Here is a 23,729-nt window from a genome sequence, read left to right as displayed (position 1 = left end):
TGTATAGGAGTGGCCATGAGACTCGAATTTATTAATAGTGTAAAGGGTGATGAAATTCTAGGGCGAAATATACTTACAAATGACGGAAGTATTCTACTACGAACAGGAGTTAAGTTGACGCAGCAATATATCGAAAAACTTAAACAATTAGGTGTTTTTTATGTATATGTGGAAGATGCTAGATTAGATGATATATCCATAGAAGATGAAAAATTAAGTAACTTAAAATCAACGACAATGAAAAATATGTCTAAAATAATGAAAAATGTAACTGGGGGAGATATAAAAGGTACTAAGGAATCATTAGCAATAGTGGAAGACTTAGTTAATTATATTATTACCATGGGTGATGTAAATAAAAGTTTGTTCGACATTCAAACTTATGATAATTACACATATCTCCACTCTATAGATACTGGAATTATGGCAATTTTTCTTGGACTGTCAATGAATCTTAAGAAAAGTGAATTAAAGGAACTAAGCATTGGAGCAATCCTTCATGACATAGGTAAAATTAAAGTTCCCAAAGAGATAATAACTAAAGCAGGAAAGCTAACAGTTGAAGAGTTTGAAGAAATTAAGAAGCATCCTACTTATGGACGGAGTATTTTAGAAAAGAATTTGTCCATATCTACTGGAGTTTTAAAAGCAGTGGAACATCACCATGAAAGAGTTGATGGAAAGGGATATCCATTTGGACTTGCCCGCAATGAAATTTCTAAGTTTGCAAAAATAATTTGTGTTTGTGATGTTTATGATGCTGTAAGTAATGATAGAACCTATAGAGAAAAATTTAATCCTAGCGATGCTTACGAGTTAATTTTAGCAGGATCTGGAAATGCTTTTGATGAAGAAATAGTGCGAAGATTCAAAGAAACATTTTCAGTATTTCCATTAGGTATTTGTTTAAGGTTATCTAACGGAGTTGAAGGGTATGTTATTAGGCAAAATAAAAATTTTCCTGATAGGCCTGTAATAAGAGTGCTTTATGAAACTGATACTAGGAAACCTATTAAATTTTATGAAATAGATTTGCTACAAAACCAAAATATTGTAGTGAAGTCAATAATATGATATGGGTGTCATCCACTTGCCACGTGGGTGACGCCCTATAGGAGTAAAATATGAATGAAAAGACTATAAAAATTGTTATAAAGGGAATTACCCAGCAATATGGATATTTATTAGAGGATATTAGAAGTAGGGATGATAAATCTGATCTATGGACAGTGAGCAAAGATATTAATGGGGATTCCTATCGATTAATATTTATTAGTTCTCAAAGCTTAGATGGATTAAAACAATATGATATTCCAGAGGATAAAAATAATATATATATATTATTCTCTGAGGATGAATTCAGTATGGAAAGTGATACAAAAGCTCTTTCAATAAATAATTTATTAGAAAAACCATTGATTAGAGTGGAGATAAAAGATAAAAAAGTGAACTACTGCGAAAATGTAAATTTGCAAGTGGTACAGGAACTGGCAAGCGTAATGAGTAATAACAATTTGCAAAGCAATAGTGAAAAAATAAGTTTAGCGGATAAACCTTGGGTTACTATAGGTATTATAGCTATAAATGTTATAATGTACTTAGTTACAGCTTATTTGAGCTATGTTTATGCAAAAGGGAGCATGTTTAATAGCGATATTAATGTTTTAGTTCTACTTGGTGCTAAAGTTAATGAGCTAATTGCAAAGGGACAGTATTATAGATTTATTTCTTGTATGTTTTTACATGGTGGTATTGTGCATTTAGGTGTGAATATGTATTCACTTTATTCTATTGGTCCGATGGTTGAAAAGGTTTATGGAAAGGCAAAGTATATTGCTATTTATTTTGCTTCTGGCATATGCGCCTCTATATTTAGTTATATTTTTTCAACAAGTGTTTCCATTGGAGCCTCCGGTGCAATCTTTGGACTCTTGGGTGCAGTACTTGTTTTTGCAATTAAGGCTAAAGGTAAAACTGGAAAGGGGTTTATAAGAAGTATTTTATCAGTTATATTTATAAATATATTTATCGGAGTAACGCTACCAAATATTGATAATTTTGCTCATATAGGTGGACTTATTGGTGGAATGCTTATAGCCTTTTTAGTAAGTTTTAAAACAGAAGAGTAATCATTCAGCCCCCCAGAGATTTACCTTGGGGGGCTGAATAGCTTTATGCAACATTATGGCTTTTATCTCTAATAATATTAATTAGATCTTCGTAATATATAGTTTCTTTTTGGATTAATAAATCTGTCACAGCTTCTAGCGATTCTTTTCCATCCATTAGAATATTTTTAACCTCTTCATATAATTCTGAGATTAAGTTTTTACATTCTGAAAATACTGCTTCTTGATTTGTAAGACCTGAATCACTTAGTTTATCCATAGTGAGCAGTCCTAATGCTTCACCCATACCATATTCTGTTACCATGTTTGTTACAAGCTGGGTACTTCTTTGAAGGTCATTGCAAGCACCTGTGGTTACAGAGTCCTGTCCGAAAATAATCTCTTCAGCAGCTCTACCACCTAAAAGTACCATTATTTTTTTCTTTAAATGTTCCTTGTTCTGATATAATCTATCTTCAGGAATACTTAAGGTATAGCCGCCTGCACCTTTGGTAGTTGGAATTATAGTAACTTTAGATACTTTATCATTTGGTAGCATTTTAAGTGAAATTAAAGCATGTCCTGCTTCGTGGAAGGCAGTAATTTTTCTATCTTCAGCTTTAATATAACCCCTGTCAACTTTTTCATAACCCGCTAACATTATTGAATAAGCTTTATCTAAATGTTCATTTTTAATAAATGAAGCATTCTCCTTACAAGCAATAATAGCAGCTTCATTGGTTAAGTTCTCTAGCTTTGCACCTGAAAAATATGAAGTTTTGTGTGCCCACTGCCCATAATCTATATCCTTAATAGGTTTATTTTCAAGATGAAGTTTTAAAATTTTCTCTCTGGCAGATACATCAGGTAAGGTAACCTCGATATGTCTATCAAAACGGCCAGGGCGAAGTAGAGCGGGATCTAGCATATCAAGCCTATTAGTTGCTGCAATTATAACTATGCCTTCTGTTTCATTAAAACCAGACATCTCTGTTAAAAGAGCATTAAGTGTTTGATCTTTTTCGTCAGAACCACCACCACTTCCATTATCTCTTTTCTTACCAATAGCATCAATCTCATCAATAAATATAACTGCGCGGCCGTGACCTCTTGCTTTCTTAAATAAGCTTCTAATTCTGCCAGCACCTACCCCTACATATACTTGTACGAAATCAGAACCCGAGACCGCATAAAAAGGTACATTTGCTTCTCCAGCTACAGCTTTTGCAAGTAGGGTTTTACCGGTTCCTGGATCTCCATATAAAATTATTCCTTTTGGCATTCTAGCGCCATAAGCAGAATATTTTTCAGGGTTTTTAAGGAAATCTACTACATCCTGTACACTATCTTTAGCTTCTTCGTTGCCGGCTACATTTTCAAAATTAAAACCTATATCTTCTACTGCAGCTACATCAAGATTTGTAGCTGAGAACATACTTTTTGTTTTTATCTTTGAAGATTTGAAGGCCATAATTCCAAGAACTATAAGTGATATTACAAAAACTGCAATAGAAGCTATTTCAGCAGGATTAGTTAGTGTTTGCTCAGAAACATTTATACCACTTTTTAATAAATTTTCTTTGAAATTATTTGTTCTTGGATTATCAGTCTGATAAATAGTACCATCTTTAAGTTTAACTTGAATTTTAGGAGATGTAGTTACGTATACACTGGATATATTATTTGAGGTGGTATCTTTAAGAAAATCCACATACAATTTATCTTTAGATAGTTTAAAGGTATTACTCACAAAAACGAGAAATACTAAGGAAAAAATTGCAGTGATAACAGGAAATAAAATATACTTGTTTTTAATTTTATTCATAAGCTCGAAGCGACAAAACCACTATAGCTTTAATATAGCTTTTGCGTCGCTTCATTCACCATCCTTTCGCGTAATATATCTTACATTATTTTTACTGATTTATTGAGTATACTTTTATATTTGTTGTTGATATTAGTTTATGAATGTTATAAACTGTACCAAAAATATATTGAAGTGATATAGTCTGTACTAAAAATCTATGTGGACTATAAGGGCTATTATAATATTTTTATAAAGACTTGTCCAACGATACTCATAGAATTTGGAAATGTAAATATTGTAAAAGTTGCAATTGATAAATTCATGATTTGTTGTATAATTTATTTATGATAGATCTAAAATAAGGAGAATTGATAAAATGGGAAAGAAAGTTTATGCAATAAAAGAAGGCTTTAATTCTATTACCAATGAAAAAATAGAAAATAAAATAGTTAACACTTGGGCAGAGTGCTTAAAATATGTAAAAGGCATAAAAGGAGCTAAATATAAGAGCTTTGAGGATGTAAATGAAGCTGAAAAGTTTTTAAGTGATGCAGGAAACTCACTTAAAAAAGCAGATAACACTTATCCAAAAGATTGTCTTCATGTTTATGTTGATGGAAGCTATAATGCTTCAACGCAGGAGTATTCCTATGGAATGGTGGCTGTGCAAAAGGATGTAGTTTTACATATAGAGAGTGGAGCTGGGAAAAGTGATTCAGAAAAAAATATAAGACAAATAGCAGGGGAACTAGAAGGAGCAATAAAAGGGGCTCAGTATGCCCTGGAGAGTGGTGAAAGCAAGGTAGTAATATTCCATGATTATGTAGGTATTTGTTACCATGCTACAGGCTTTTGGGTGCGGCGAGAAGAATCTTCAAAGGAATATTATAAGAAAATGCAAGAACTCATAAGCAGTGGATTAGAAATCATATTTGTAAAGGTAGATAGTCACACGGGCGATTTATTTAATGAACTTGTTGATGAAAAATGTAAAGAAAAATTAGAGATAAATTCAGACAAGATTGTAGAAAAGTGGCTATCAAAAAACATTATAAATGTAGCTAGCGATGAGGTAAAGAGGGAAATTTTGAAAATAGCTCCTATGGGAGAAAAAAATATAAATGTTATAAATTCTAATTATGATAAAAATAATACTGATAAAACTAAAATATATGGGTATGATGAGATTGCCAGCGCGTATAATACAAACTCGGAATATGCTAAGAATTTAATTGATAATTTTACTAGCAAAGAAAAATCAGAGTTTATTATTTTTTTATTAGAGGGCAATAAACAGACTAATTATTTTAAAAATGCACATGCTATAAATAATAAATAAAGAAAGGATGTGTTACCTATGCGTGGTAAACTTATATCAACAATTACAACAGGTGCTATAATTGGTGTAGTTGCAAGTGCGATGATTGTTCCTAATATGGATAGAAGTACAAAAAGGAGAGTTAGAAAAACTGGTAAAATGGTAAAAAACATGGCAGAAGATATGTATGATAGCGTTAAGGATTATATTTTATAAACATAACTAAAGGACTCCAAACCATATTGAAAAATGTGTGGTTTGGAGTCTTTAATTTTGTAGTTAAAAATTCCATATTTTATTCAAAAATTTTGCAGTTTAAATAGAAACTATGTTATAATTGAATTAAAATTGTCTAAGAATGGTTTAAATATTAATAGTATGTAGATTACCATCCAGTAAAGGAAGAGTGATTATGGAAATATTGTCTTTAGGTGAAAAAATAAAGCGAAAAAGAAAAGATCTTAATATGACATTAAAAGACCTTGCAGGAGATCGAATAACTCCAGGACAAATTAGTCTTGTTGAGTCTAGTAAATCTAATCCTAGCATGGATTTATTAGAATATTTAGCAAATGCACTAAGTACAACTGTGGAATATCTAATGGAGTCAGAAGAAACTCAAGCTGAAAAAATATGTTTGTATTATGAAAATATCGCTGAAGCGCTTATTTTAAATAGCGATTTAGTGCAAGCTGAGCAAAACATTGAAAAATCACTATATTATTCTGAAAAATACAAATTGGAATATAGAAAAGCAAGAAACTTATCCTTAAGAGGAGATATATACATGGCTAGGGAAGAGATTGCATTAGCTCAACAAGTTTTTCTTTCCTCAAATGTTATTTTCATCAAAAATAATTCTTATGAAGAGATAATTAAAACTTTTCTAAAACTTGGGAAAATAGCGCTTGAACTTAAGGGTTATCAGTCTGCTTCAAGTTATTTTCAACAAGCTGAAAAGGTTTTTGTAGATAACGAAATGGGAAATGATTTTCTACTCGGTGAAATATACTACTATATAGGTTACACTTATTTTAAATTAGAAAATGTGGACAGTGCTATAAAATATTCATATTTAGCTCAAGAAAAGTTTAAGCAAATAGATAGTAAGAAAGAATATGCTAATTCACTTTTATTACTCGCTAATGAATATAATGAAAAAAGCGACATTAAAAATGCTATAAAATATTCAAAGGCCACTTTAAAAGTATTCTATGAAATTAATAATTTAAAATATATTTCTGAGATTGAGAACAATTTAGGGAGATTATTTTATGAGTTTGAAAACGTGGAACAATCTTTTATACACTTAAATAAAGCAAAGGAAATTAGAAAAAAAAGCAATGACTCAAAGTTAATAGACACATTAGCTAATATATGTGAAAATTACATAAAGCTTAAGGATGTAAATAAAGCCCAGGTAGCACTTGGGCAAATTTTAGAATATGTAGAAGAGGGTAATTATAAAGCATTACAACAATATTATTTATTAAAATATAGAATTGATTTATTAGAAGGAAATATGAATGAAGCAGAAAACACTTTATTATTGGCACTAAATTTTGTAAGAGAGCAAGAGAAAGTAAAAGAAGCGGCCGAGATATATATAATGCTTGGAAAGTTCTATATTGATGGTGGAAGAGATAAGGATGCAGCTAAATATCTAAATGAAGGTGTGGAATTATTTAACAAATTAGGAATAATTAAATAATTTTAATGAAGCTATTTTATATTTTGTTTTATAGAATAGTTATTTAATCTGTAGATAGGTGATGAGGATGGAGATATTATCAACGGGAGAAAAGATAAAAAGAACTAGAATATATAAGGGGTATACATTAAGAGAGATGTGCGATAACAAAATTTCAGTATCTAAAATGAGCTGTATAGAAAACAACAAGGTTATGGCAGAACCGTGGATTTTAGAATTGATTAGCAAAAAATTAGACATAGATATTGCATATTTAAACGAAAATGTAAGAGAACAAGTGGATGAAAATATTAAGGCATTGAGAGAACAAGTAGAGAGTGGCCAAGATTCTAAAAATGATGAGTTTGAAACTAAAGCATGCTACAATTTGGAATTTGCACATAAGTATAATTACTATGAATTAGCTATTGAACTAGTACACATGTTGTTTAATTTTTACTTAGATAAAAGAGACTTTGAGAAGACTCAAGCAATTACTTCAGAGTATTACGATTTATATTTAAAAACAACTATAGAGGATAACCAGCTGACTTACTATATAGATATGGCAAGGCATTTATACATAAAAGAAGAATACCTTCAAGCATCTAGCTACTATTGTAATGTTAGGATAAGGTTAAGCGATAATGAAATTCCTAATTATAAAAAATTAATTATAGTCACTTATAATGAAGCGGCTTGTAATATTATGTTGAAAAATTATGAAAAGGCTTATGAAGTAGGAATAAAATTATTAGATTTGGTAGAGTATGTTGATACTGAATTTAAAGCAGCCGAAATATACCATATGTTGGCTATGCTATCTATAAGAATGAAAAATGGTAAGTTTGGGGAATATGAAAAGAAGTCATATGAGTTATATAAAGATAAAGATTCTAGTAGGGCAACAGCTATTTACAATTATGGTTCTACAATGTTTGACTGTAATATGAAAGATAAAGGGATTGAATATGTAAATAAGGGACTCGCCTGCTATCCTAAGGATAATATGATAGGGCTTGTTAGCTTTATGCTTGATTGTGTTAATGAGCTCATTGAAAATGATGTATTGGAACTAGCAAAGACTATTTCTGATGAAGTTCTAAATTATGCAATAAATTTAGATGATATTAAATTTATTGAAAAAGCTTATTATTACAAAGCTATTATTCTTGATAGACAAGGACAGTCATCTAGTGCAGAGATGTACATGAATTTATCTTTAGATTCTCTATTGAAATTTGGTGGAAAGCAAGATATATATATGCGCTACTTAGAAATGGGAAGTATGTACCATAAACTTGCTAGTGTAGCTGAGTCTATAAAGTATTTTAGTTTAGCGTTGCAATTAGAAAAAAAGATGTAGATTTAAGATTTCCTTAAGTCTACATCTTTTTTTTATTTTAAATATAAGTATAAATTTACTGAAAAAAATTCTATTTATTTGAGGTTTCCCTATTTATTATAAATTCTTTAGCTTTAAGTTCTAAACTATCGTCAAGGGAAGTTAGTGCTACCTCATTATACTTATTGTTTAATGCTAGTGTAAGTATCCTGTCCGCAAGTTCCGGATTTTTAGATAAAAGGGAGCCATGGAAATAAGTACAATAGGTGTTTTTATAAACGCAGCCCTCATAACCATCTTCTCCGTTGTTACCATATCCTACTAGAACTTTGCCAAGTGGTTTTAAGTCATTAATATAAGTTCTTCCAGAATGATTTTCAAAACCTACATAGGTTTCATCAAAAGCCTCATTATGAATAACTGTGTTTCCTATAAAACGCTTATCCCCGCCTTCGGTATAAATATCTAAAATACCAAGACCATCAAGCTTTTCGCCGTCTGGAGTAGTATAATATTTCCCAAGCAATTGATATCCTCCACAAATGGCTAAAAAAACTTTTCCACTTTGTATATAGTCATCAATAGCAGACTTTTTAAATTCTATTAAGTCTGGGGAAACTATGGCTTGCTCATAATCTTGTCCTCCGCCAAAAAATACAATATCATAATCTTCTGCATTAAAAATATCGCCCATTGATATATTAACAATATTTATTTTTATATCTCTCTTTTCTGCTCTGTGCTTCAATATTAAAATGTTTCCTACATCCCCATATACATTTAATAAATCAGGATATAAGTGACAAATATTAATTTCCATATTATTCACCTTCTATTTGAATTTTTAAATCTTTGAATTTTGATATATTACCAAATCTTATCTATGTAGCCTTTAGCGTATAAAAATTTTCTTAGGTCTATCATGGCGGTATAGGTAGCTAGTATATAAACTATTTCGCCATCACAAGATTTAATTTGATTTAACAGGTCTTCATCATGGCTGCATAAGAGGAAGGAGTCTGCCTGAAAACCTGCAACTTTAAGTCTAATTGCCATATCGTACAGGCGTATGCCAGATATCATAATTTTATTAATATTAAGTGAAGTTAAACGTTCAAAATTAACATCCCAAATCCAAGAAACATCTTTTCCATCTGCATAATTGTCATTTAGTAAAAGAGCTAAATTTATTTTTCGTGTGTCCAAATTAATAGTATTTACAGCTTCATCATAGCCTGCGGGATTTTTAACCAATATTATTTTAACTTCTTTACCTTCAATATTTAATGTTTCTTGTCTACCAAAGCTACTGGCTACAGTTTTAAGAGAATGCTCTATAGTTTTATCCGGAATGCCTAGTACCTTAGCTACAGAATATGCACATAGAGCATTATAAATATTATAAGTACCTGGCTGGTTTATATAATATTCATTATTATTTATATGAACAGTAGAACCACTGGTGGAAAGTTCAAGAATTTTATTTATGGAATATGTAAGTGCTGGCCTTTTATATCCGCATTTGGTGCAATAGAAATCACCTAGATGGTTATAGGTAATAAAGTTATATTCATAAGGAGCCTTGCAGATTGTGCAAAACTTAGCATCTGCATTTATATCTACAAGTTTATTTTCATTAACCTTAGTAGCAAAACCATAGTATTCTACAGGATTTTTGAGGTTTAAATTTCCAAGTAATGATTCATCCCCATTAAGAATAAGAGTGGAACTGGTCGTTTTTACTACGCCCTCTAGGATCTTCTTTAGAGTTGTATAGACTTCTCCATATCTGTCTAGTTGATCTCTAAATAGATTTGTAATAGTAATGATACTTGGAGAGATATAATCAGTTACAAATTTAAGATTGGCTTCATCTACTTCTATAACAGCAATTTTTTTCTCAGGAGATTTTTTAAAAGAAAAATTAGAGATAAAACAAGCAACTATTCCTGTGTACATATTTGCACCAGTGTTGTTAGTAATTACTAGCTTATTGCTATCTTTTATAATGCTGTAAATCATGCTTGTGGTGGTGGTTTTTCCATTTGTACCCGTTACGAGAATAACCTCATAATTCGCCGCTATGGTTTTCAAAATATCAGGATCAAGCTTTAAGGCGATTTTTCCTGGGAAATTTGTGCCACCTTTAAATAAAACCTTTGATAATTTCATAATAAATTTTGAAGTGAGTATACTGACCAATGACTGAATTTTAATTTCCAACACATCCTTTAATTGTACTTATTGACTTAAGCATTATTTATTTGTAATTATTCCATTATAGATTACTCAATCAGTTATTATTATTGACATTAATATAGGAAAACTCATCACTTATTTTAAAACCTGAATTTGGTGAGAGCTTGTTTAAGTTACTTAGTAAATTTAGTTTAGCATCACCAGAAAGTGGTGTTGGGCAATAGTCATTTTTATAATCCACTGAGGATATACTACAAGGGATAACCCTTACACCTATAGCTGTTAAATTGTTACTCGTGAACTTTAAATTACTTTGAAAAATAAAGGTTCTCTTATCACTAGGGTTAGCGTTGCCACCAAAGCAAAAATTCCCTAAGCTATAGGCAATAATTCTATTCTTATATTGTTCAATGCCTTGAATTACATGGGGGTGATGTCCAAGTATTATATCTGCTCCGTTATCAATAGCAAAGCGAGCAAGCTTTTTTTGTGCATCTATTGGATAATACTCTTTTTCGTTTCCCCAGTGAAAGTTTATAACTATAACTGAGTTAGTCTTCTTTAATTCAAGAATATCTTCCTTTAATTTATCAAGAAAACTTTGGTCTGTGGACCAACCTCTGTAACCTAAAAAACCAAAAGGCTTCCCTTTTATTTTGGTTATCCATTTGGATTTTTCTCCAAAAAAGTTAACCTTTTCTTTTTCAAGGGCAAGTTTTGTATCTTGAAATCCCTTTTCTTTATAATCATAAATATGGTTGTTAGAGAGATTCACGCCTTCAATAGAGCCTAGAGTTAAACTTTTAGCAAAATCACTGGTGGCTTTGAAGTTATATTGTTTTTCTTCTTTATCATTTGAGTCTGTAAAGGTTGTTTCTAAATTAGCAATGGTAACATCGTCGCGGCTGAAAATACTATGTACATTTTTAAAATAATAGGAAAAATCCTTGTTGAAATTTGTTACCATAGCAGGAAGACTAGTAGCATAATCAAATTTACTATCAGTTCCTATAGTACAGTCTCCAACAGCGGAAAGGAGTACTTCAGTATTTTTCTCTACTGTGTTTGCTTTCGCAGTTTCATTATTAGAAGTATCTTTATCACTAGGCTTCTTTTTTTCTTCATTAGAAGTAGCATAGATTGCATTAAACTTCTTCAAAGAAAAAGAAATAGTTTTAACCACAACTGTGGTTAAAATTACAGAAACAAATAGTAATAAAGATATATTTCTTATTGCCTTTTTTTTGTTTAATTTTCTTTTGCGTGATTTTTTCAAAAACATACCCCCATTTTATATAAGTGCACTTTGCTTTACAATAAATAAATCTATATTCAAGTCAATATAATTTTATAACATTATTGTTTATTTGTCTAACTTATTAATGTAACGTTTTATTAAATACTCTAGCTTTTTACTTATGTATTTGTTAAAATATTACTATAGTGTATATTTAAAGAAAAATTAATTATAAAGGGTCTTAGTAATATATTAAAATCCTGCCAAATTTATAAAGAGGTGGAGTTATGGTGAAATTAGATAAACTAAAGTCTTTATTAAGAAGCAGTAAACTAAAAGAGTTAGGAGTTAAAAAAATAGCTCTTTATTTAGTTGTTTTATCTGTTACAGTTATAAGCATTATATTTATAACTATAACACATAAAAGGTTAGAGTTAAGTAAATTAGTTACAGAGGCCGAAACCCATTTTTTTGCACAGGAATATGATTTGGCTAGGGAGAAATATATTGAACTTGCAAAAAAAGATGTGAGGTCACCAAAATGGAATATTAAAATAGCTGAGATTTATTCTGTTGAAAATGATTTTAAGAACTCATTAAAATATATTGATATCTCAAAGAAATATAAATCAATTGATGGTGAGAGCTATAATTCCATTATTTTTACGGAATTTATAAATGGAGAATATGATGCGGCACTAAAAGATGGGGAGCTTGCATTAAGTAAATACCCTAAAGATAAAAAATTAATAAAAACTATGTTTACTGTTTACATGGGAAATAAGAAGATCCAGATTGCAAATGACCTTATGGCAAGATATCCTGTGGATACAAAGTCTTCCTACGATACCGCAGAATACTCTAGAATGTTAATGCTTGTGGGGAAATGGGAAGAAGGATATATTCAATTAAAAAATGCATGGAAATTAAATAAAGAGGAATACAAGATATATGATGTTTTAGCCCAAGTAGCATTATATAATAAGGATTCTCTGTTGCAAAATATAACTGCTCTTTCAAAAAAGTCCCCTAATGATTTATCATATAAAATGTGGTTAGCTAAGATATATTCCCTTAGCGTAGATACTGTAGATGAAGCAAATAAATTAATTAGTGAACTCTCTAGTAAAAATATAGGCGGTATGCAAATCGAATTAATAAAAGCTAATGTGTGCAAAAACATGAATGAGCTAGAAAAGTCTGATATATTAATGCAAAATGTAATTTTGCAGCATCCAGATGATTACGGAGCCTATCATAGTGCAGGATTTTATTATCTTTATAAGAAAGATTATAAAAAGGCTAAAGAATTCTGTAATAAATCTATTCAGCTTAATCGCGAATACCCAGATAACTATGGATTTTTAATGCCGGAAATATTGAAAGAGCAGTCTGCAAAACTCGCAGTGGAGCCTTATTTTCGAACTGCATTAACTAAAGAGCCTTATAATTATAATATAATGCTTAATCTAGCAAACTATTATTGGTACAAGACTGGTAATAGTGTAAAAGCCCTAGAATATTTTAATTTAGCATCAATTATAAAACCACAGGATGCAGAGATAAAATACAATATGGCACTAATAAAGCTGACTGAAGGAAAACTGGAGGATGCTATAAAAATCTTAAAAATATGTAGTAAATTAAATGAAGTAGTGCCTAAATATCATAGAACCTTAGCAACTATATACATGACTAAAAATAAGGCAGTGGAAGCAAAAGCGGAAATTGATAGTGCATCTCAAGGAGATGAAAAAGATATTTTGACTTTAAATAATGCTGGATGTTATTATATCACTTTTCAGCAGGATTTAGAAAAAGGCTTTTACAATATAAGCAGAGCCTATAAGGGGTTAAATGACTCCTATGATGATTACACTAAAAAAATCATTGTTGAAAATTATGATAAGGCTCACAAACTTAAAGAAAGCTATGTTAAGGGCAAAGATAATCAAGAATTAAAAATTCCTGAGTTTGCACTATTTTATTAAACTATAACATATAATTTATGAAAAAAATTTACTATAGTATGTAATTAAATATCATCTAGAGTGAAGTATATATTAAATCAAACTTATTTGATTTAATATATATTTTTTTATTGCGTGATTTTTAAAAACTAATATCATTCATTTTGATAAAGAATAAATAATGAATTTAGTCTAGAAAATAACCTAGAACAAACAGAATGAAAGTGGATATATTTGGAATTGATATTTTTATATGTACTTGGAGGTAGCTTATAGCCACAATAAGGGTATTATATTTAGAATGTATATTAGTGCATCATAAAACATAAAAAGAATATGCTATAATAGTAATAATTCAGCATAATGAAGGAACGTATTCATAAAAACGCTAAATTAATATTTTTATAATTTTTTTCTTGCATTTTTATTAAAATGTTGTAATATATTAGTATAATAACTAAAATTAATAAGCGTGTGAATATAGTAACTGGGGGGTAATATTGTGGATTGTTTAGAAAACTTAGATTATTTAAACATAGCAACATCAAAAAAAATATATAGGAATTTACCGGTATCTGACTTAGTAAGGTTTGCATTACTAAGAGAAGAAGGTACTCTAACAGAAACTGGTGCATTAGCTGTAAAAACAGGAAAGTATACAGGAAGATCACCTAAAGATAGATTTATAGTTTCACAAGAAAGTGTTGTGAAATTAATAAATTGGGGAGAGGTAAATTTACCTGTAGAAGAAAACGTTTTTGATGAGCTGTATAAGCAGGTTTGTAAATATTTAAGTGATAAAGAGTTATTTGTATTTGATGGTTACGTAGGTGCTATGGAAGAATATAAATTACCTATTAGAGTGGTAAATGAGCTTGCTTCAGAGGCATTGCTTTCTAATCAACTATTTAGAAGACCAGATAAAGCAATGCTTGAGCATCACAAGGCTGAATTCACAGTTATTGCAGCACCTGGATTCAAGGCAAAAGGAGCAATTGACGGAATAAACTCAGAAGCTTTTATTATAGTTAATTTTGATAAGAAAATTGTGTTAATTGGTGGAACACAATATGCAGGAGAAATTAAAAAATCTATTTTTTCAATAATGAATTTTTTATTGCCACTAAGAGGTGTATTCCCAATGCATTGTTCTGCAAATATTGGTAAAGATGGTGAGACAGCAGTATTTTTTGGCTTGTCTGGTACGGGAAAAACTACATTGTCAGCAGATCCAGAAAGAAAGCTTATTGGCGATGATGAACATGGTTGGTGTGATAGTGGAGTTTTTAATTTTGAAGGAGGATGCTACGCTAAAACTATAAAACTAGATAAAGATAAAGAAAGTGAAATTTACTCCGCATTAAAATTTGGTGCCTTGCTTGAAAATGTTGTACTTGATGATAATAAGATGCCAAATTATGATGATGGTACCTTAACAGAGAATACTCGGGGGGCATATCCACTTGAATACATCCCAAATGCAGAATTAAGTGGAATTGGTGGACATCCGAGTACCATAATATTTTTAACGGCAGATGCTTTTGGAGTTATTCCACCAATTTCAAAGCTTTCGAAAGAAGCTGCTATGTATCATTTCATCTCAGGATACACAAGTAAGCTTGCAGGTACAGAACGAGGAATTACAAAGCCAAAAGCCACTTTTTCATCTTGCTTTGGAGAACCGTTTATGCTAATGAAACCATCAGTTTATGCAAAGCTTTTAGGTGAGAGAATAGATAAACATGATACTGAGGTATTTTTAATAAACACAGGTTGGAGTGGTGGAGGATATGGTGTAGGCTCAAGAATGAAACTTTCTTATACAAGAGCTATGGTAAAAGCGGCTCTTGAAGGCAAGCTTAAGGAAATAGAATATACACAGCATCCAATATTTAAAATAGCCGTGCCCATTGCTGTGCCAAATGTTCCGTCAGAAATACTAAATCCCGAAAATACATGGGTAGATAAAAAGGAGTATAAATTAAAAGCTAGTGAACTCGCTTCTAAATTTACCCTTAACTTCAGTAAATTTAAAGGAGTTCCAGAAAGTATAAGAGAAGCTGGTCCTATAAGTATATAATACAAAACCCCAACGGCTAAAAAGCTTTAAAATCCGTTGGGATTTTTTATGTAAATTTTGCTATAAATATGATATACTCATTAAATAAATGTGAATCTACTGTAGTGTAGATAACAATTTATAAATTATTCTTATTAACAATAAGAACACTTAAGGAGGAATTATGAAAAAAAATAGCATTCTTTATAGAATTTTATTTTTTATTATCATAACAGCGGCTATAATTTTTTTGAGTTTTAAATCTAGAGCTGATTTAAATAATAAGGAAGAAGGGTTAAGAGTTACTAAATGGGAAAATTTTTATACTGGAGATAATATTCATTTTTACTACTTAAATCCCCAAAATGAAAATTTATTAAAACTTAAGAAAAACTATGGACTAGATAAACTTATAGATGGAAAGAAGGACCAATTTGATAACTCTATAAAAATTATGGAATTTATTAATGGAAAAGTAAAAGCTCAAAGCAACTCCATGACTAGTGATAAAAGTGCTTTAGAAATAATGGAGGCAGCTACTTCTGGAAATAAAATATCAGACAGTGATTATGCAACTATTTATGAGGAGTGTTTAGCTTCTATTGGAATTAATGTACGTCCTGGAGTATTAAGAAGTACTGATAAAAAAATTAGTGGAAAATCATATTTTAATGTATGTGAAATATGGAGCAATAAATATAATAAATGGATAATGATAGATGGTGTCAATGGAACGTATATGACAGATGCAGAGATTCCACTAAGTGCTATTGAAATAATAAGCAAGGGAATAGGAAAAGTTAAAATTAATCTTTTAAAAGATAGTAAGAAGTATATTAAAAGTATGGGGAGCTACTATGAAAGTTATAGTATATCTGTGGATAATAACAAATATGGGGAGCTGAGGAGCAATTCTAAACTTACTTTTTTGAAACAAGGTAAGCTCCCAGAGATAGAAACAAAAGAGGGGTTTATTCAACCTACTATCTTTGTTAATAACCCCAAAGTTTTTAATATATCTCCGAAAATACAATATGTGAATAAAGGTGTGGAGAAAATTCCAACTTTAATACTTGCAAAGAGAGATTTAAAAAACGACACAAAAGAAGGACAAAAATTTACCCTGGGAGCTTTTATCAATAGTTATATGCTTAAAAAATATTTCATAAGCATTAATGGCGGTGACTACATAAAGATAGATACTTTTTTTGATTTACAAATTGTCAAAGGAATAAATTCTATTAAATTATCACTAGATGGTAAGACGATGCAGAAGGAAATTACAATAGAAAAATAAACATTTAAACAATAAAATATAATTCTAACTATATTAACTGCTTGAATATAGTATAATGAAAAAGATTTTATAAATTATTGTTGTAAGGAGAGGATAATACATGGATTTAAACATTATATTGGTGTTAAAAGCTATAATAATAGCTATAGTAGAAGGAATAACAGAATTTATACCTATTTCTTCCACGGGGCATATGATCATTGTGGGAAATATGATAAATTTCAAAGGTGAATTTGCAAATTCATTTGAAGTAGTCATTCAATTGGGGGCTATTCTTGCAATTATAGTTTTATATTGGAATAAAATATGGACTTCAGTTTTGGAGTTTTTTAAAGGGAGACCTTCAGGAATTAAGTTTTGGACTAATATAATAGTTGCATTTATTCCCGCTGCATTCTTTGGGTTTCTTCTAAATGATAAAATAGATGAATATCTTTTTAATCCAGGAACTGTAGCCTTGGCTTTAGTGGTTGGTGGAATTCTAATGATTATTATAGAAAAGAAATTTAGAGCAAAGGATACAACAAAAAGTATAGAGCAAATAACAATTAAACAGTCAATTAAAATAGGATTATTTCAATGTTTTGCGCTATGGCCAGGTATGTCTAGGTCTGCATCTACTATAATGGGAGGGTGGATTAGTGGTGTTTCTACAGTTGCTGCAACTGAGTTTTCATTCTTTTTAGCCATACCAACTATGGTAGGAGCCACAGGATTAACACTATATAAAAGTGGAATGAATTTTAGTAATGGGGAAATTATTACTTTGGGTGTTGGATTTGTAACTGCTTTTTTAGTCGCATTAATTGTGGTTGAAAAATTTGTTTCTTATTTAAAAAATAAACCTATGAAGGTTTTCGCCATCTATAGAATAATTCTGGGTATAACATTGCTATTTATAATTAAATTTGCGAATATTTCATTATAAATAATAATATTTTAAGGACTAAAGCTGATGAATAATTTCTTTAGCTTTAGTTAGTAATTACAGTAATATGATAATTAAAGTAATATGATAATTAAAGATTTAATGTGCTACACGGTATTCTGGTAATATTTAAATTTTCGCCTTTTATAGCTTATAATATTCATATAATATGATGTTTTTCTTATTAAGCTATGCTATTTGTGAAAAGTTGAGAATATTTAACTAATAGCTAGGTATCATTTATATTTTCTGCTTTAAGGTGTATAATAAGTCAAATAGAGTTTGGGGGAATGTATATGGTACAAAAAATAAAAACAGTAGGAATATTGACTGATGGCTGTGGATTTAGTTAACGCTTGAAATTTTGGGGATAGAGTTTGTCTTACAGGAAATAAAATATTATGGGGGATACCAAAAATGTAGGCCACAGCGGAGAATTAGTTAAAGTAGCTAGAAGTATTGGAATTTAATTTGGAGATTTTTAGTAGTGCAATTAAAATATTGAGTATAACAATTGATTATTGCTATACTCTAGACAAAAACCAGGAGGATATTATGAAAGTAATAAAAAAATATTTAGAAACAAGAGAAGGTAATTATAGTTTTTATTTTGAAGAAATAAATAGTGGATATCTATATGGTCTTAATGAGGATAAAGAAATGGTATCAGCTGGATGTATAAAGTTACCACTAGCCATGAGTTTGCTTAAAGAAGTGCAAAATGGAAAAATAGATTTACAATCTAAAATTAAAATAGAATCAGGGGATAAAATTCATGGCTCAAATGGAATTATACATGAATTTTCAGGAAAAGAATATTCAATAGTTGATTTATTAATAGCAATGCTTATACAAAGTGATAATACTGCAGCAAATAAAATAATTGAAGTTTTGGGCATGCAGCGAATAGACGAATTATTTAAAGATATGGGACTTAAAAACACAAAATTGAAAAGGATTACAACAGACATTAAGTTGGAACAGGACGAGTTGGAGAATACTACTAGTAGCTTTGACTTAAGCAAGTGTTTTAAACTATTATATCTAAAGCAATACTTAAATGAAGAAAATAGTGATTTGCTTATAAGAATATTAAAGAAACAACAGGTTACAAATAAATTACCTTTCTATGCACCAAAGCAGATCCAAGAGAATATTGCTAATAAAGGGGGTAGCCTTGAAACTGTTGAAAATGATACAACTTTAATGATGATTGAAAAAGGAAATTTTCTTTTTACAGTAATGGCTAACAACTTACCTAACAATGTTTATGGAATAACTACTATATCTAGGGTTGGAAAGATGATGTGGGATATTATAGATAAAGATTGGAAATAAGATATGAAGGGCTCCGGCGTGCCTTGCAAAAAGAACTCCAAACTGGAAATTCCATTAAGAAATTCTAATCTTTTGCGAATATAAAATTCTCTAGCGCTCAAACTCGGCGTCCTGCCTCGGTTTCGCTAGCCTGCCGTCCTGGCAGGCTTACGTGAATTTTATATTCGCAAAAGAAGAATTTCTAAATGAAATTTCAATAGTTTTGTCGTTTCTTTATTGCAAGTCACGTCGGAGGAATTTCATACTTGCTATTTTAACAGAGAATCTTGAGTTGCTTAGATCAGTTTGTAATGACGCTCAAGTATGCATTTTTCTTAATGTAGCTTCCACTAAAATAAATTAAGAATTACTAAGGCTTGTTCAAAGCATTCTACGCAATATATACTTTTGTTAGCATAATATAAGAAAAAATACCTAAATTAGAAATCATACTCCGCATAATAGATTTAAAAACCCTTGCATTTGCTTTTAATTATATTTTGAATTTTATTATATCTTTTCCATAGTTCTTTTAGGCGGCAGCCTGTGAGCTTTTAAGTGTATCAGAACTAAGATGACATATCAGAAACGTCACAAATTTAAAAAAAGACTTACAACATGGTTAACAACAGATAATATCTAGAATACTCCTACATGCTTTCACTTTTATGATTATAATTTATACTCTGCACAAGTATTAAGATAATAAAGTATGAAATTTAATACTGGCTATTTTAAGTGCTGTAGTTGATGAAGTGACAGAGAATATAAAAGGGTGTTGACAAAGTAAAAAATAGATATTATACTTATAAAGTCACAGTTTGATAAGGATATCATGGGTCTATAGCTCAGCTGGTTAGAGCGCACGCCTGATAAGCGTGAGGTCGATGGTTCGAGTCCATTTAGACCCACCATTGTTATTTTTGGATTAAATTAAAAGTAATTTTGAAAAAATAATTAGCTATTGTGCTAGTTATTTTTTTTATGCATAAAATATAAAAGAGTTTATTAGCATATATAGTCTAAAGTGGAAGGTACCTCTTTAAAAAAGGCTCACTTTACGACCAATCTACTTGTGGTTATACCATCGCTTATGAGTACAATATTTTGCTCTAAATCAGTTCTATAGATAATACAATTTAACTTTTTAAGTTTATCTAGAATTTCACTATTTGGATGACCATAACTATTATAGGCTCCACAACTTATTACTGCAATTTTTGGGGAAACTCTATTTAAAAATTCTTGCGTTGTGGAGGAATGACTACCGTGATGAGCTACTTTGAGAACTTCAGCAGTTAAATCGTAACCTTTATCTAATATCTCATCTTCACTTAGCTTTTCAATATCACCGGTAAATAAATAAGTCGAATTTTTATAAGATATTTTTACCGCACAAGAGTAATTATTAGTATCTTTGTAGGTGGTTTTGCTAGGCGATAGCATAAGACAGGTGGCACTCGGACCTAAATCTAAAATTATATTAGGTTTAGCTATTTTTATTTTAAGACCTTTATTTTTTAAAGCCCTAATCATATCAATAAATGCTTGTGTGTCAGATGCAACTTTAGGGGCATAAAATTCATCCACCTTAAAAGTTTTAATTACACTAGCCATACCCCCTATATGATCTTCGTGGGGATGAGTTGCAATTATATAGTCTAGTTTAGTAATTTTATTTTTTTTTAGGTACCTAATTACCTTTCTACTTGAATCGCTGGTACCACTATCAATTAATAAGTTTTTATTATTTACTTGAATAAGGATACAATCACCCTGTCCTACATCAATAAAATGAGTGACCATATTGTTTTTAAGGTTTATGTTAGTTTTTATATTATATTTATAAACTACAGCTACAGCTATACTTACAAAAACTAATATAGTGCAAATTACGGCGTATTTTAACCAGGGTTTCTTTGGCATATGATTAATCTCCTATATAATATTTCAAGTACATAAATGATTTTATCCATTTAAATAAAAAAATATCAAAATCTAAGAAAAAAGATGCTTCAAATTGCAATTTACTTATGCTCTAGTGGAAAAATTTGAAATAAGGCCTATTAAATAGTATAATTATAGTTATAGTTATAATTTAACGATGTTTCAGATGATGATTTAATCTTAAAATGAAAGGAACAGAGAGATATGAGAACGGTATATTTTTATTTATGTTTTATTATTGATTTGATTGGGAAAGGGTTTAAGGAAATAAAACTTAATAGCATAAAAAAGCACAAAACTACAGAAGAGGTGGATGCTTATTTGGCTAAGGTAGTTAGGGACTGGTCTAATTTTGTAATTAGGATTGCAGGTTTAAATTTAACCGTTATAGGGAAAGAAAACATACCAAAGGAGCCTTGTGTTTTTGTGGGAAATCACCAAAGTAATCTTGATATACCGGTGATATTAGCTAATATGAATAGCCTTACTGGTGCAGTTGCTAAAAAAGAGATGGAAAAAATACCAGTAATGAGTTATTGGATGAGGCAAATTCATTCTGTATTTATGGATAGAGAAAATCCAAGAGAGGCTTTAAAATCAATTTCAGAAGGTGTTGAAAATTTAAAGAATGGATATTCTATGATTATTTTTCCAGAAGGTACTAGAAGTAGAAGTAATAATATAGGGGAATTTAAAAAAGGTAGTATGAGACTGGCAATAAAAGCTGGGGTTCCGATTGTTCCTATAACCTTTTATGATACTCATAAAGCTATGGAAGGTAATAATGGAAAAGTTAAAAAGGCAAATGCTAAGCTTATATTTGATAAACCTATATATATGGATAAAATGTCAAAGGAAGAAAAAGCTGAGATATCAGAAGTTGTAAAAAATATAATCAAAACAAATATAAATATGGAAGATAAAAAAAGAAGCAGTTTGTAAAAGCTGCTTCTTTAAATTTCTCTATGGATTTATGAGTAAAACTGTAGATTTTAATCTAGTCATAGCTTCAATGCTATATCTTATGCCTTGAGTACCCATACCAGAGGATTTTGTTCCTGAGAAAGGAAAATGGTCAGGCCCTCTTTCAGGTTTATTATTAATTTGAACGGTACCTACCTCGAGTTTATTGGCAATATTAAAGGCATCATCTATATTTTTAGTATAAACAGAAGTTTGAAGACCATAAACAGATCTGTTAGCTATATCTATAGCTTCCTTAATATTTTTGACTCTAATCACTGGTAGCACTGGGCCAAAGGGTTCTTCCCAAGCGAGCCTCATATCTGTAGTTACATTATCAAATAAGGTTGGGTAAACTAAATTAGCATTTCGTTTATTTCCACATAATAGCGTAGCTCCATGACCTAGGGCATCATCTATGAGTTCTTGAACGTAGTCTGCAGCTTTATTATCTATGAGTGGGGTTATATCACAATCATCTTCTGGATTCCCAACTTTCAGCAATTTGATATTTTTCATTAATTCGTAAGTAAGGCTATCTGCAACATCATCTATAACTAAAACCCTTTTAACTGCGGTGCATCTTTGACCAGAATAGCTAAAGGCCCCAGCAGCGATATCTCTGCCAGCACTTTCGATATCAGCATCGCAAAGTACTATAGCTGCATCTTTGCCACCAAGCTCCATAATCATAGGCACCATACCCGCAATTACAGCTATATGTTTTCCTACCTGTGTACTTCCAGTAAAGTTGATAAAATTAATATCCTTGTGGGTTACTAAATAATCACCTATTTCGCATCCCCTCCCTGTTATTGTGTTTATTACTCCATGGGGAACTCCGGCTTCATGGAAAATTGCAGCCAAATGGAGTGAACTAATAGCTCCTTGAGTGGAAGGCTTTAAAATTACGCTATTCCCACCAATAAGGGCTGGCGCAATTTTAGATGCAGAAAGATTAATGGGATAGTTAAAAGGTGAAATAGCAAGGACAACGCCTACTGGTACTTTGGTGACAAAGGATATTTTGTTTTTCTTAAAACCAGGAAAATTATCTGCACCTATAGTTTCACCTTCTAAATATTTGCCAGAATCAGCAGTAAATCTAATAAAATCCGCAGTTCTTTTTATCTCAGCAATGCAGGAGTGCTTATCTTTAGCAATTTCCACTTGCATGAGCTGGGACAAATAATCAACATTTTCATCCAGTAAGGCAGCCGCTTTATGCAAAATTGATGCACGGGAACTAATGGCCATATTAGCCCAATTTTTTTGGGAAGTTTTTGAATTTTGGATAACTATATTAGCTTCATCTTTGCTCATAGCAGGTATTGTACCTACTAAACTGTTATCTACAGGAGAGAGAATATCTATGGTATTATTAGATGTAACCCAATCGCCATTAAATAAATTTTTATAATTTTTATCTTTGACAATACTATTGAACAATATGAAACACCTCGCTTTAAAATTGTTAGGTTTGGCATAAACAAACAAATAGCAAGAATACTTGTTTGCAATTTGTTTATTTGCGTCTCATTATA

General features: G+C 30.5%; 18 protein-coding genes and 1 tRNA gene. 13 read left to right on the top strand and 6 right to left on the bottom strand.

Going from position 1 to position 23,729, the window contains the following annotated elements:
- Positions 1–15 precede the first annotated feature (15 nt).
- Together G9F71_RS20030 and G9F71_RS20025 are read left to right on the top strand one after the other, a co-directional pair.
- Positions 16–1,074: an HD-GYP domain-containing protein gene (locus G9F71_RS20030; protein WP_164950622.1), complete on the top strand. Its 1,059-nt coding sequence runs from the start codon at positions 16–18 to the stop codon at positions 1,072–1,074.
- Positions 1,075–1,124: 50 nt separating this feature from the next.
- Positions 1,125–2,129, top strand: a complete 1,005-nt coding sequence (locus G9F71_RS20025) for a rhomboid family intramembrane serine protease (protein ID WP_164950604.1) — start codon at positions 1,125–1,127, stop codon at positions 2,127–2,129.
- A 43-nt stretch (positions 2,130–2,172) separates the two neighbouring features.
- Here G9F71_RS20025 and G9F71_RS20020 read toward each other — a convergent pair whose 3' ends face one another.
- Positions 2,173–3,933 (bottom strand): ATP-dependent metallopeptidase FtsH/Yme1/Tma family protein, encoded by a 1,761-nt coding sequence (locus tag G9F71_RS20020; protein WP_164950603.1) that lies wholly within the window; start codon positions 3,931–3,933, stop codon positions 2,173–2,175.
- A gap of 358 nt (positions 3,934–4,291) precedes the next feature.
- Between G9F71_RS20020 and G9F71_RS20015 the strand changes: the two genes are divergently transcribed.
- The 4 genes from G9F71_RS20015 to G9F71_RS20000 all read left to right on the top strand — a co-directional run bounded on the left by G9F71_RS20015 (position 4,292) and on the right by G9F71_RS20000 (position 8,289).
- Positions 4,292–5,254 (top strand): viroplasmin family protein, encoded by a 963-nt coding sequence (locus G9F71_RS20015; protein ID WP_164950602.1) that lies wholly within the window; start codon positions 4,292–4,294, stop codon positions 5,252–5,254.
- 18 nt (positions 5,255–5,272) lie between these two features.
- On the top strand, positions 5,273–5,449 hold the full coding sequence (locus G9F71_RS20010; RefSeq protein ID WP_125004469.1) for a YtxH domain-containing protein: 177 nt from the start codon (positions 5,273–5,275) through the stop codon (positions 5,447–5,449).
- Positions 5,450–5,645: 196 nt separating this feature from the next.
- Positions 5,646–6,944, top strand: a complete 1,299-nt coding sequence (locus tag G9F71_RS20005) for a helix-turn-helix domain-containing protein (protein ID WP_164950601.1) — start codon at positions 5,646–5,648, stop codon at positions 6,942–6,944.
- A 67-nt stretch (positions 6,945–7,011) separates the two neighbouring features.
- Positions 7,012–8,289 carry a helix-turn-helix domain-containing protein gene (locus G9F71_RS20000; RefSeq protein ID WP_164950600.1) on the top strand — a complete coding sequence of 426 codons (1,278 nt, stop codon included), beginning with the start codon at positions 7,012–7,014 and terminating at the stop codon, positions 8,287–8,289.
- 70 nt (positions 8,290–8,359) lie between these two features.
- Here G9F71_RS20000 and G9F71_RS19995 read toward each other — a convergent pair whose 3' ends face one another.
- The 3 genes from G9F71_RS19995 to G9F71_RS19985 all read right to left on the bottom strand — a co-directional run bounded on the left by G9F71_RS19995 (position 8,360) and on the right by G9F71_RS19985 (position 11,743).
- Positions 8,360–9,088 carry a type 1 glutamine amidotransferase gene (locus tag G9F71_RS19995; protein ID WP_164950599.1) on the bottom strand — a complete coding sequence of 243 codons (729 nt, stop codon included), beginning with the start codon at positions 9,086–9,088 and terminating at the stop codon, positions 8,360–8,362.
- 47 nt (positions 9,089–9,135) lie between these two features.
- Entirely contained in the window at positions 9,136–10,440 is a 1,305-nt protein-coding gene (locus G9F71_RS19990; protein ID WP_263488233.1) for a Mur ligase family protein, read from the bottom strand.
- Between the two features lie 121 nt (positions 10,441–10,561).
- Positions 10,562–11,743 (bottom strand): CapA family protein, encoded by a 1,182-nt coding sequence (locus G9F71_RS19985; protein WP_164950597.1) that lies wholly within the window; start codon positions 11,741–11,743, stop codon positions 10,562–10,564.
- A gap of 248 nt (positions 11,744–11,991) precedes the next feature.
- Between G9F71_RS19985 and G9F71_RS19980 the strand changes: the two genes are divergently transcribed.
- From G9F71_RS19980 to G9F71_RS19955, 6 genes are all read left to right on the top strand, one after another.
- Positions 11,992–13,695: a tetratricopeptide repeat protein gene (locus G9F71_RS19980; protein ID WP_164950596.1), complete on the top strand. Its 1,704-nt coding sequence runs from the start codon at positions 11,992–11,994 to the stop codon at positions 13,693–13,695.
- 481 nt (positions 13,696–14,176) lie between these two features.
- Positions 14,177–15,754, top strand: a complete 1,578-nt coding sequence (pckA, locus tag G9F71_RS19975; protein WP_164950595.1) for a phosphoenolpyruvate carboxykinase (ATP) — start codon at positions 14,177–14,179, stop codon at positions 15,752–15,754.
- Between the two features lie 163 nt (positions 15,755–15,917).
- Positions 15,918–17,030, top strand: a complete 1,113-nt coding sequence (locus G9F71_RS19970) for a hypothetical protein (RefSeq protein WP_164950594.1) — start codon at positions 15,918–15,920, stop codon at positions 17,028–17,030.
- A 100-nt stretch (positions 17,031–17,130) separates the two neighbouring features.
- Complete coding sequence (locus G9F71_RS19965) at positions 17,131–17,958, top strand: undecaprenyl-diphosphate phosphatase (RefSeq protein WP_164950593.1); 828 nt, start codon at positions 17,131–17,133, stop codon at positions 17,956–17,958.
- Between the two features lie 555 nt (positions 17,959–18,513).
- Complete coding sequence (locus G9F71_RS19960; RefSeq protein WP_125004489.1) at positions 18,514–19,296, top strand: serine hydrolase; 783 nt, start codon at positions 18,514–18,516, stop codon at positions 19,294–19,296.
- Positions 19,297–20,112: 816 nt separating this feature from the next.
- Positions 20,113–20,189, top strand: a tRNA-Ile gene (locus tag G9F71_RS19955).
- Positions 20,190–20,328: 139 nt separating this feature from the next.
- Here G9F71_RS19955 and G9F71_RS19950 read toward each other — a convergent pair.
- On the bottom strand, positions 20,329–21,201 hold the full coding sequence (locus G9F71_RS19950; protein ID WP_164950592.1) for a ComEC/Rec2 family competence protein: 873 nt from the start codon (positions 21,199–21,201) through the stop codon (positions 20,329–20,331).
- 225 nt (positions 21,202–21,426) lie between these two features.
- Here G9F71_RS19950 and G9F71_RS19945 point away from each other — a divergent pair, with 225 nt between their 5' ends.
- On the top strand, positions 21,427–22,164 hold the full coding sequence (locus G9F71_RS19945) for a lysophospholipid acyltransferase family protein (protein ID WP_164950591.1): 738 nt from the start codon (positions 21,427–21,429) through the stop codon (positions 22,162–22,164).
- A gap of 21 nt (positions 22,165–22,185) precedes the next feature.
- Here the strand turns inward: G9F71_RS19945 and G9F71_RS19940 are convergent, their stop codons facing one another.
- Positions 22,186–23,634 (bottom strand): NADP-dependent glyceraldehyde-3-phosphate dehydrogenase, encoded by a 1,449-nt coding sequence (locus G9F71_RS19940; RefSeq protein WP_164950590.1) that lies wholly within the window; start codon positions 23,632–23,634, stop codon positions 22,186–22,188.
- Positions 23,635–23,729: the final 95 nt, after the last annotated feature.

The sequence above is a fragment of the Clostridium sp. FP2 genome (assembly GCF_011065955.2).
In the GTDB taxonomy this organism is placed as follows: Bacteria; Bacillota; Clostridia; order Clostridiales; family Clostridiaceae; genus Clostridium_AD; species Clostridium_AD tagluense.
The sequence above is the reverse complement of the archived record's forward strand: the minus strand, read 5'-3'. Positions and strand labels throughout refer to the sequence as shown.

Excerpts from the sequence above, each read along its gene's own strand:
- G9F71_RS20030 (WP_164950622.1), top strand. The coding sequence starts at position 16 with ATGAGACTCGAATTTATTAATAGTGTAAAGGGTGATGAAATTCTAGGG.
- G9F71_RS20025 (WP_164950604.1), top strand. The coding sequence starts at position 1,125 with ATGAATGAAAAGACTATAAAAATTGTTATAAAGGGAATTACCCAGCAA.
- G9F71_RS20020 (WP_164950603.1), bottom strand. The coding sequence starts at position 3,933 with ATGAATAAAATTAAAAACAAGTATATTTTATTTCCTGTTATCACTGCA.
- G9F71_RS20015 (WP_164950602.1), top strand. The coding sequence starts at position 4,292 with ATGGGAAAGAAAGTTTATGCAATAAAAGAAGGCTTTAATTCTATTACC.
- G9F71_RS20010 (WP_125004469.1), top strand. The coding sequence starts at position 5,273 with ATGCGTGGTAAACTTATATCAACAATTACAACAGGTGCTATAATTGGT.
- G9F71_RS20005 (WP_164950601.1), top strand. The coding sequence starts at position 5,646 with ATGGAAATATTGTCTTTAGGTGAAAAAATAAAGCGAAAAAGAAAAGAT.
- G9F71_RS20000 (WP_164950600.1), top strand. The coding sequence starts at position 7,012 with ATGGAGATATTATCAACGGGAGAAAAGATAAAAAGAACTAGAATATAT.
- G9F71_RS19995 (WP_164950599.1), bottom strand. The coding sequence starts at position 9,088 with ATGGAAATTAATATTTGTCACTTATATCCTGATTTATTAAATGTATAT.
- G9F71_RS19990 (WP_263488233.1), bottom strand. The coding sequence starts at position 10,440 with ATGAAATTATCAAAGGTTTTATTTAAAGGTGGCACAAATTTCCCAGGA.
- G9F71_RS19980 (WP_164950596.1), top strand. The coding sequence starts at position 11,992 with ATGGTGAAATTAGATAAACTAAAGTCTTTATTAAGAAGCAGTAAACTA.
- G9F71_RS19970 (WP_164950594.1), top strand. The coding sequence starts at position 15,918 with ATGAAAAAAAATAGCATTCTTTATAGAATTTTATTTTTTATTATCATA.
- G9F71_RS19965 (WP_164950593.1), top strand. The coding sequence starts at position 17,131 with ATGGATTTAAACATTATATTGGTGTTAAAAGCTATAATAATAGCTATA.
- G9F71_RS19960 (WP_125004489.1), top strand. The coding sequence starts at position 18,514 with ATGAAAGTAATAAAAAAATATTTAGAAACAAGAGAAGGTAATTATAGT.
- G9F71_RS19950 (WP_164950592.1), bottom strand. The coding sequence starts at position 21,201 with ATGCCAAAGAAACCCTGGTTAAAATACGCCGTAATTTGCACTATATTA.
- G9F71_RS19945 (WP_164950591.1), top strand. The coding sequence starts at position 21,427 with ATGAGAACGGTATATTTTTATTTATGTTTTATTATTGATTTGATTGGG.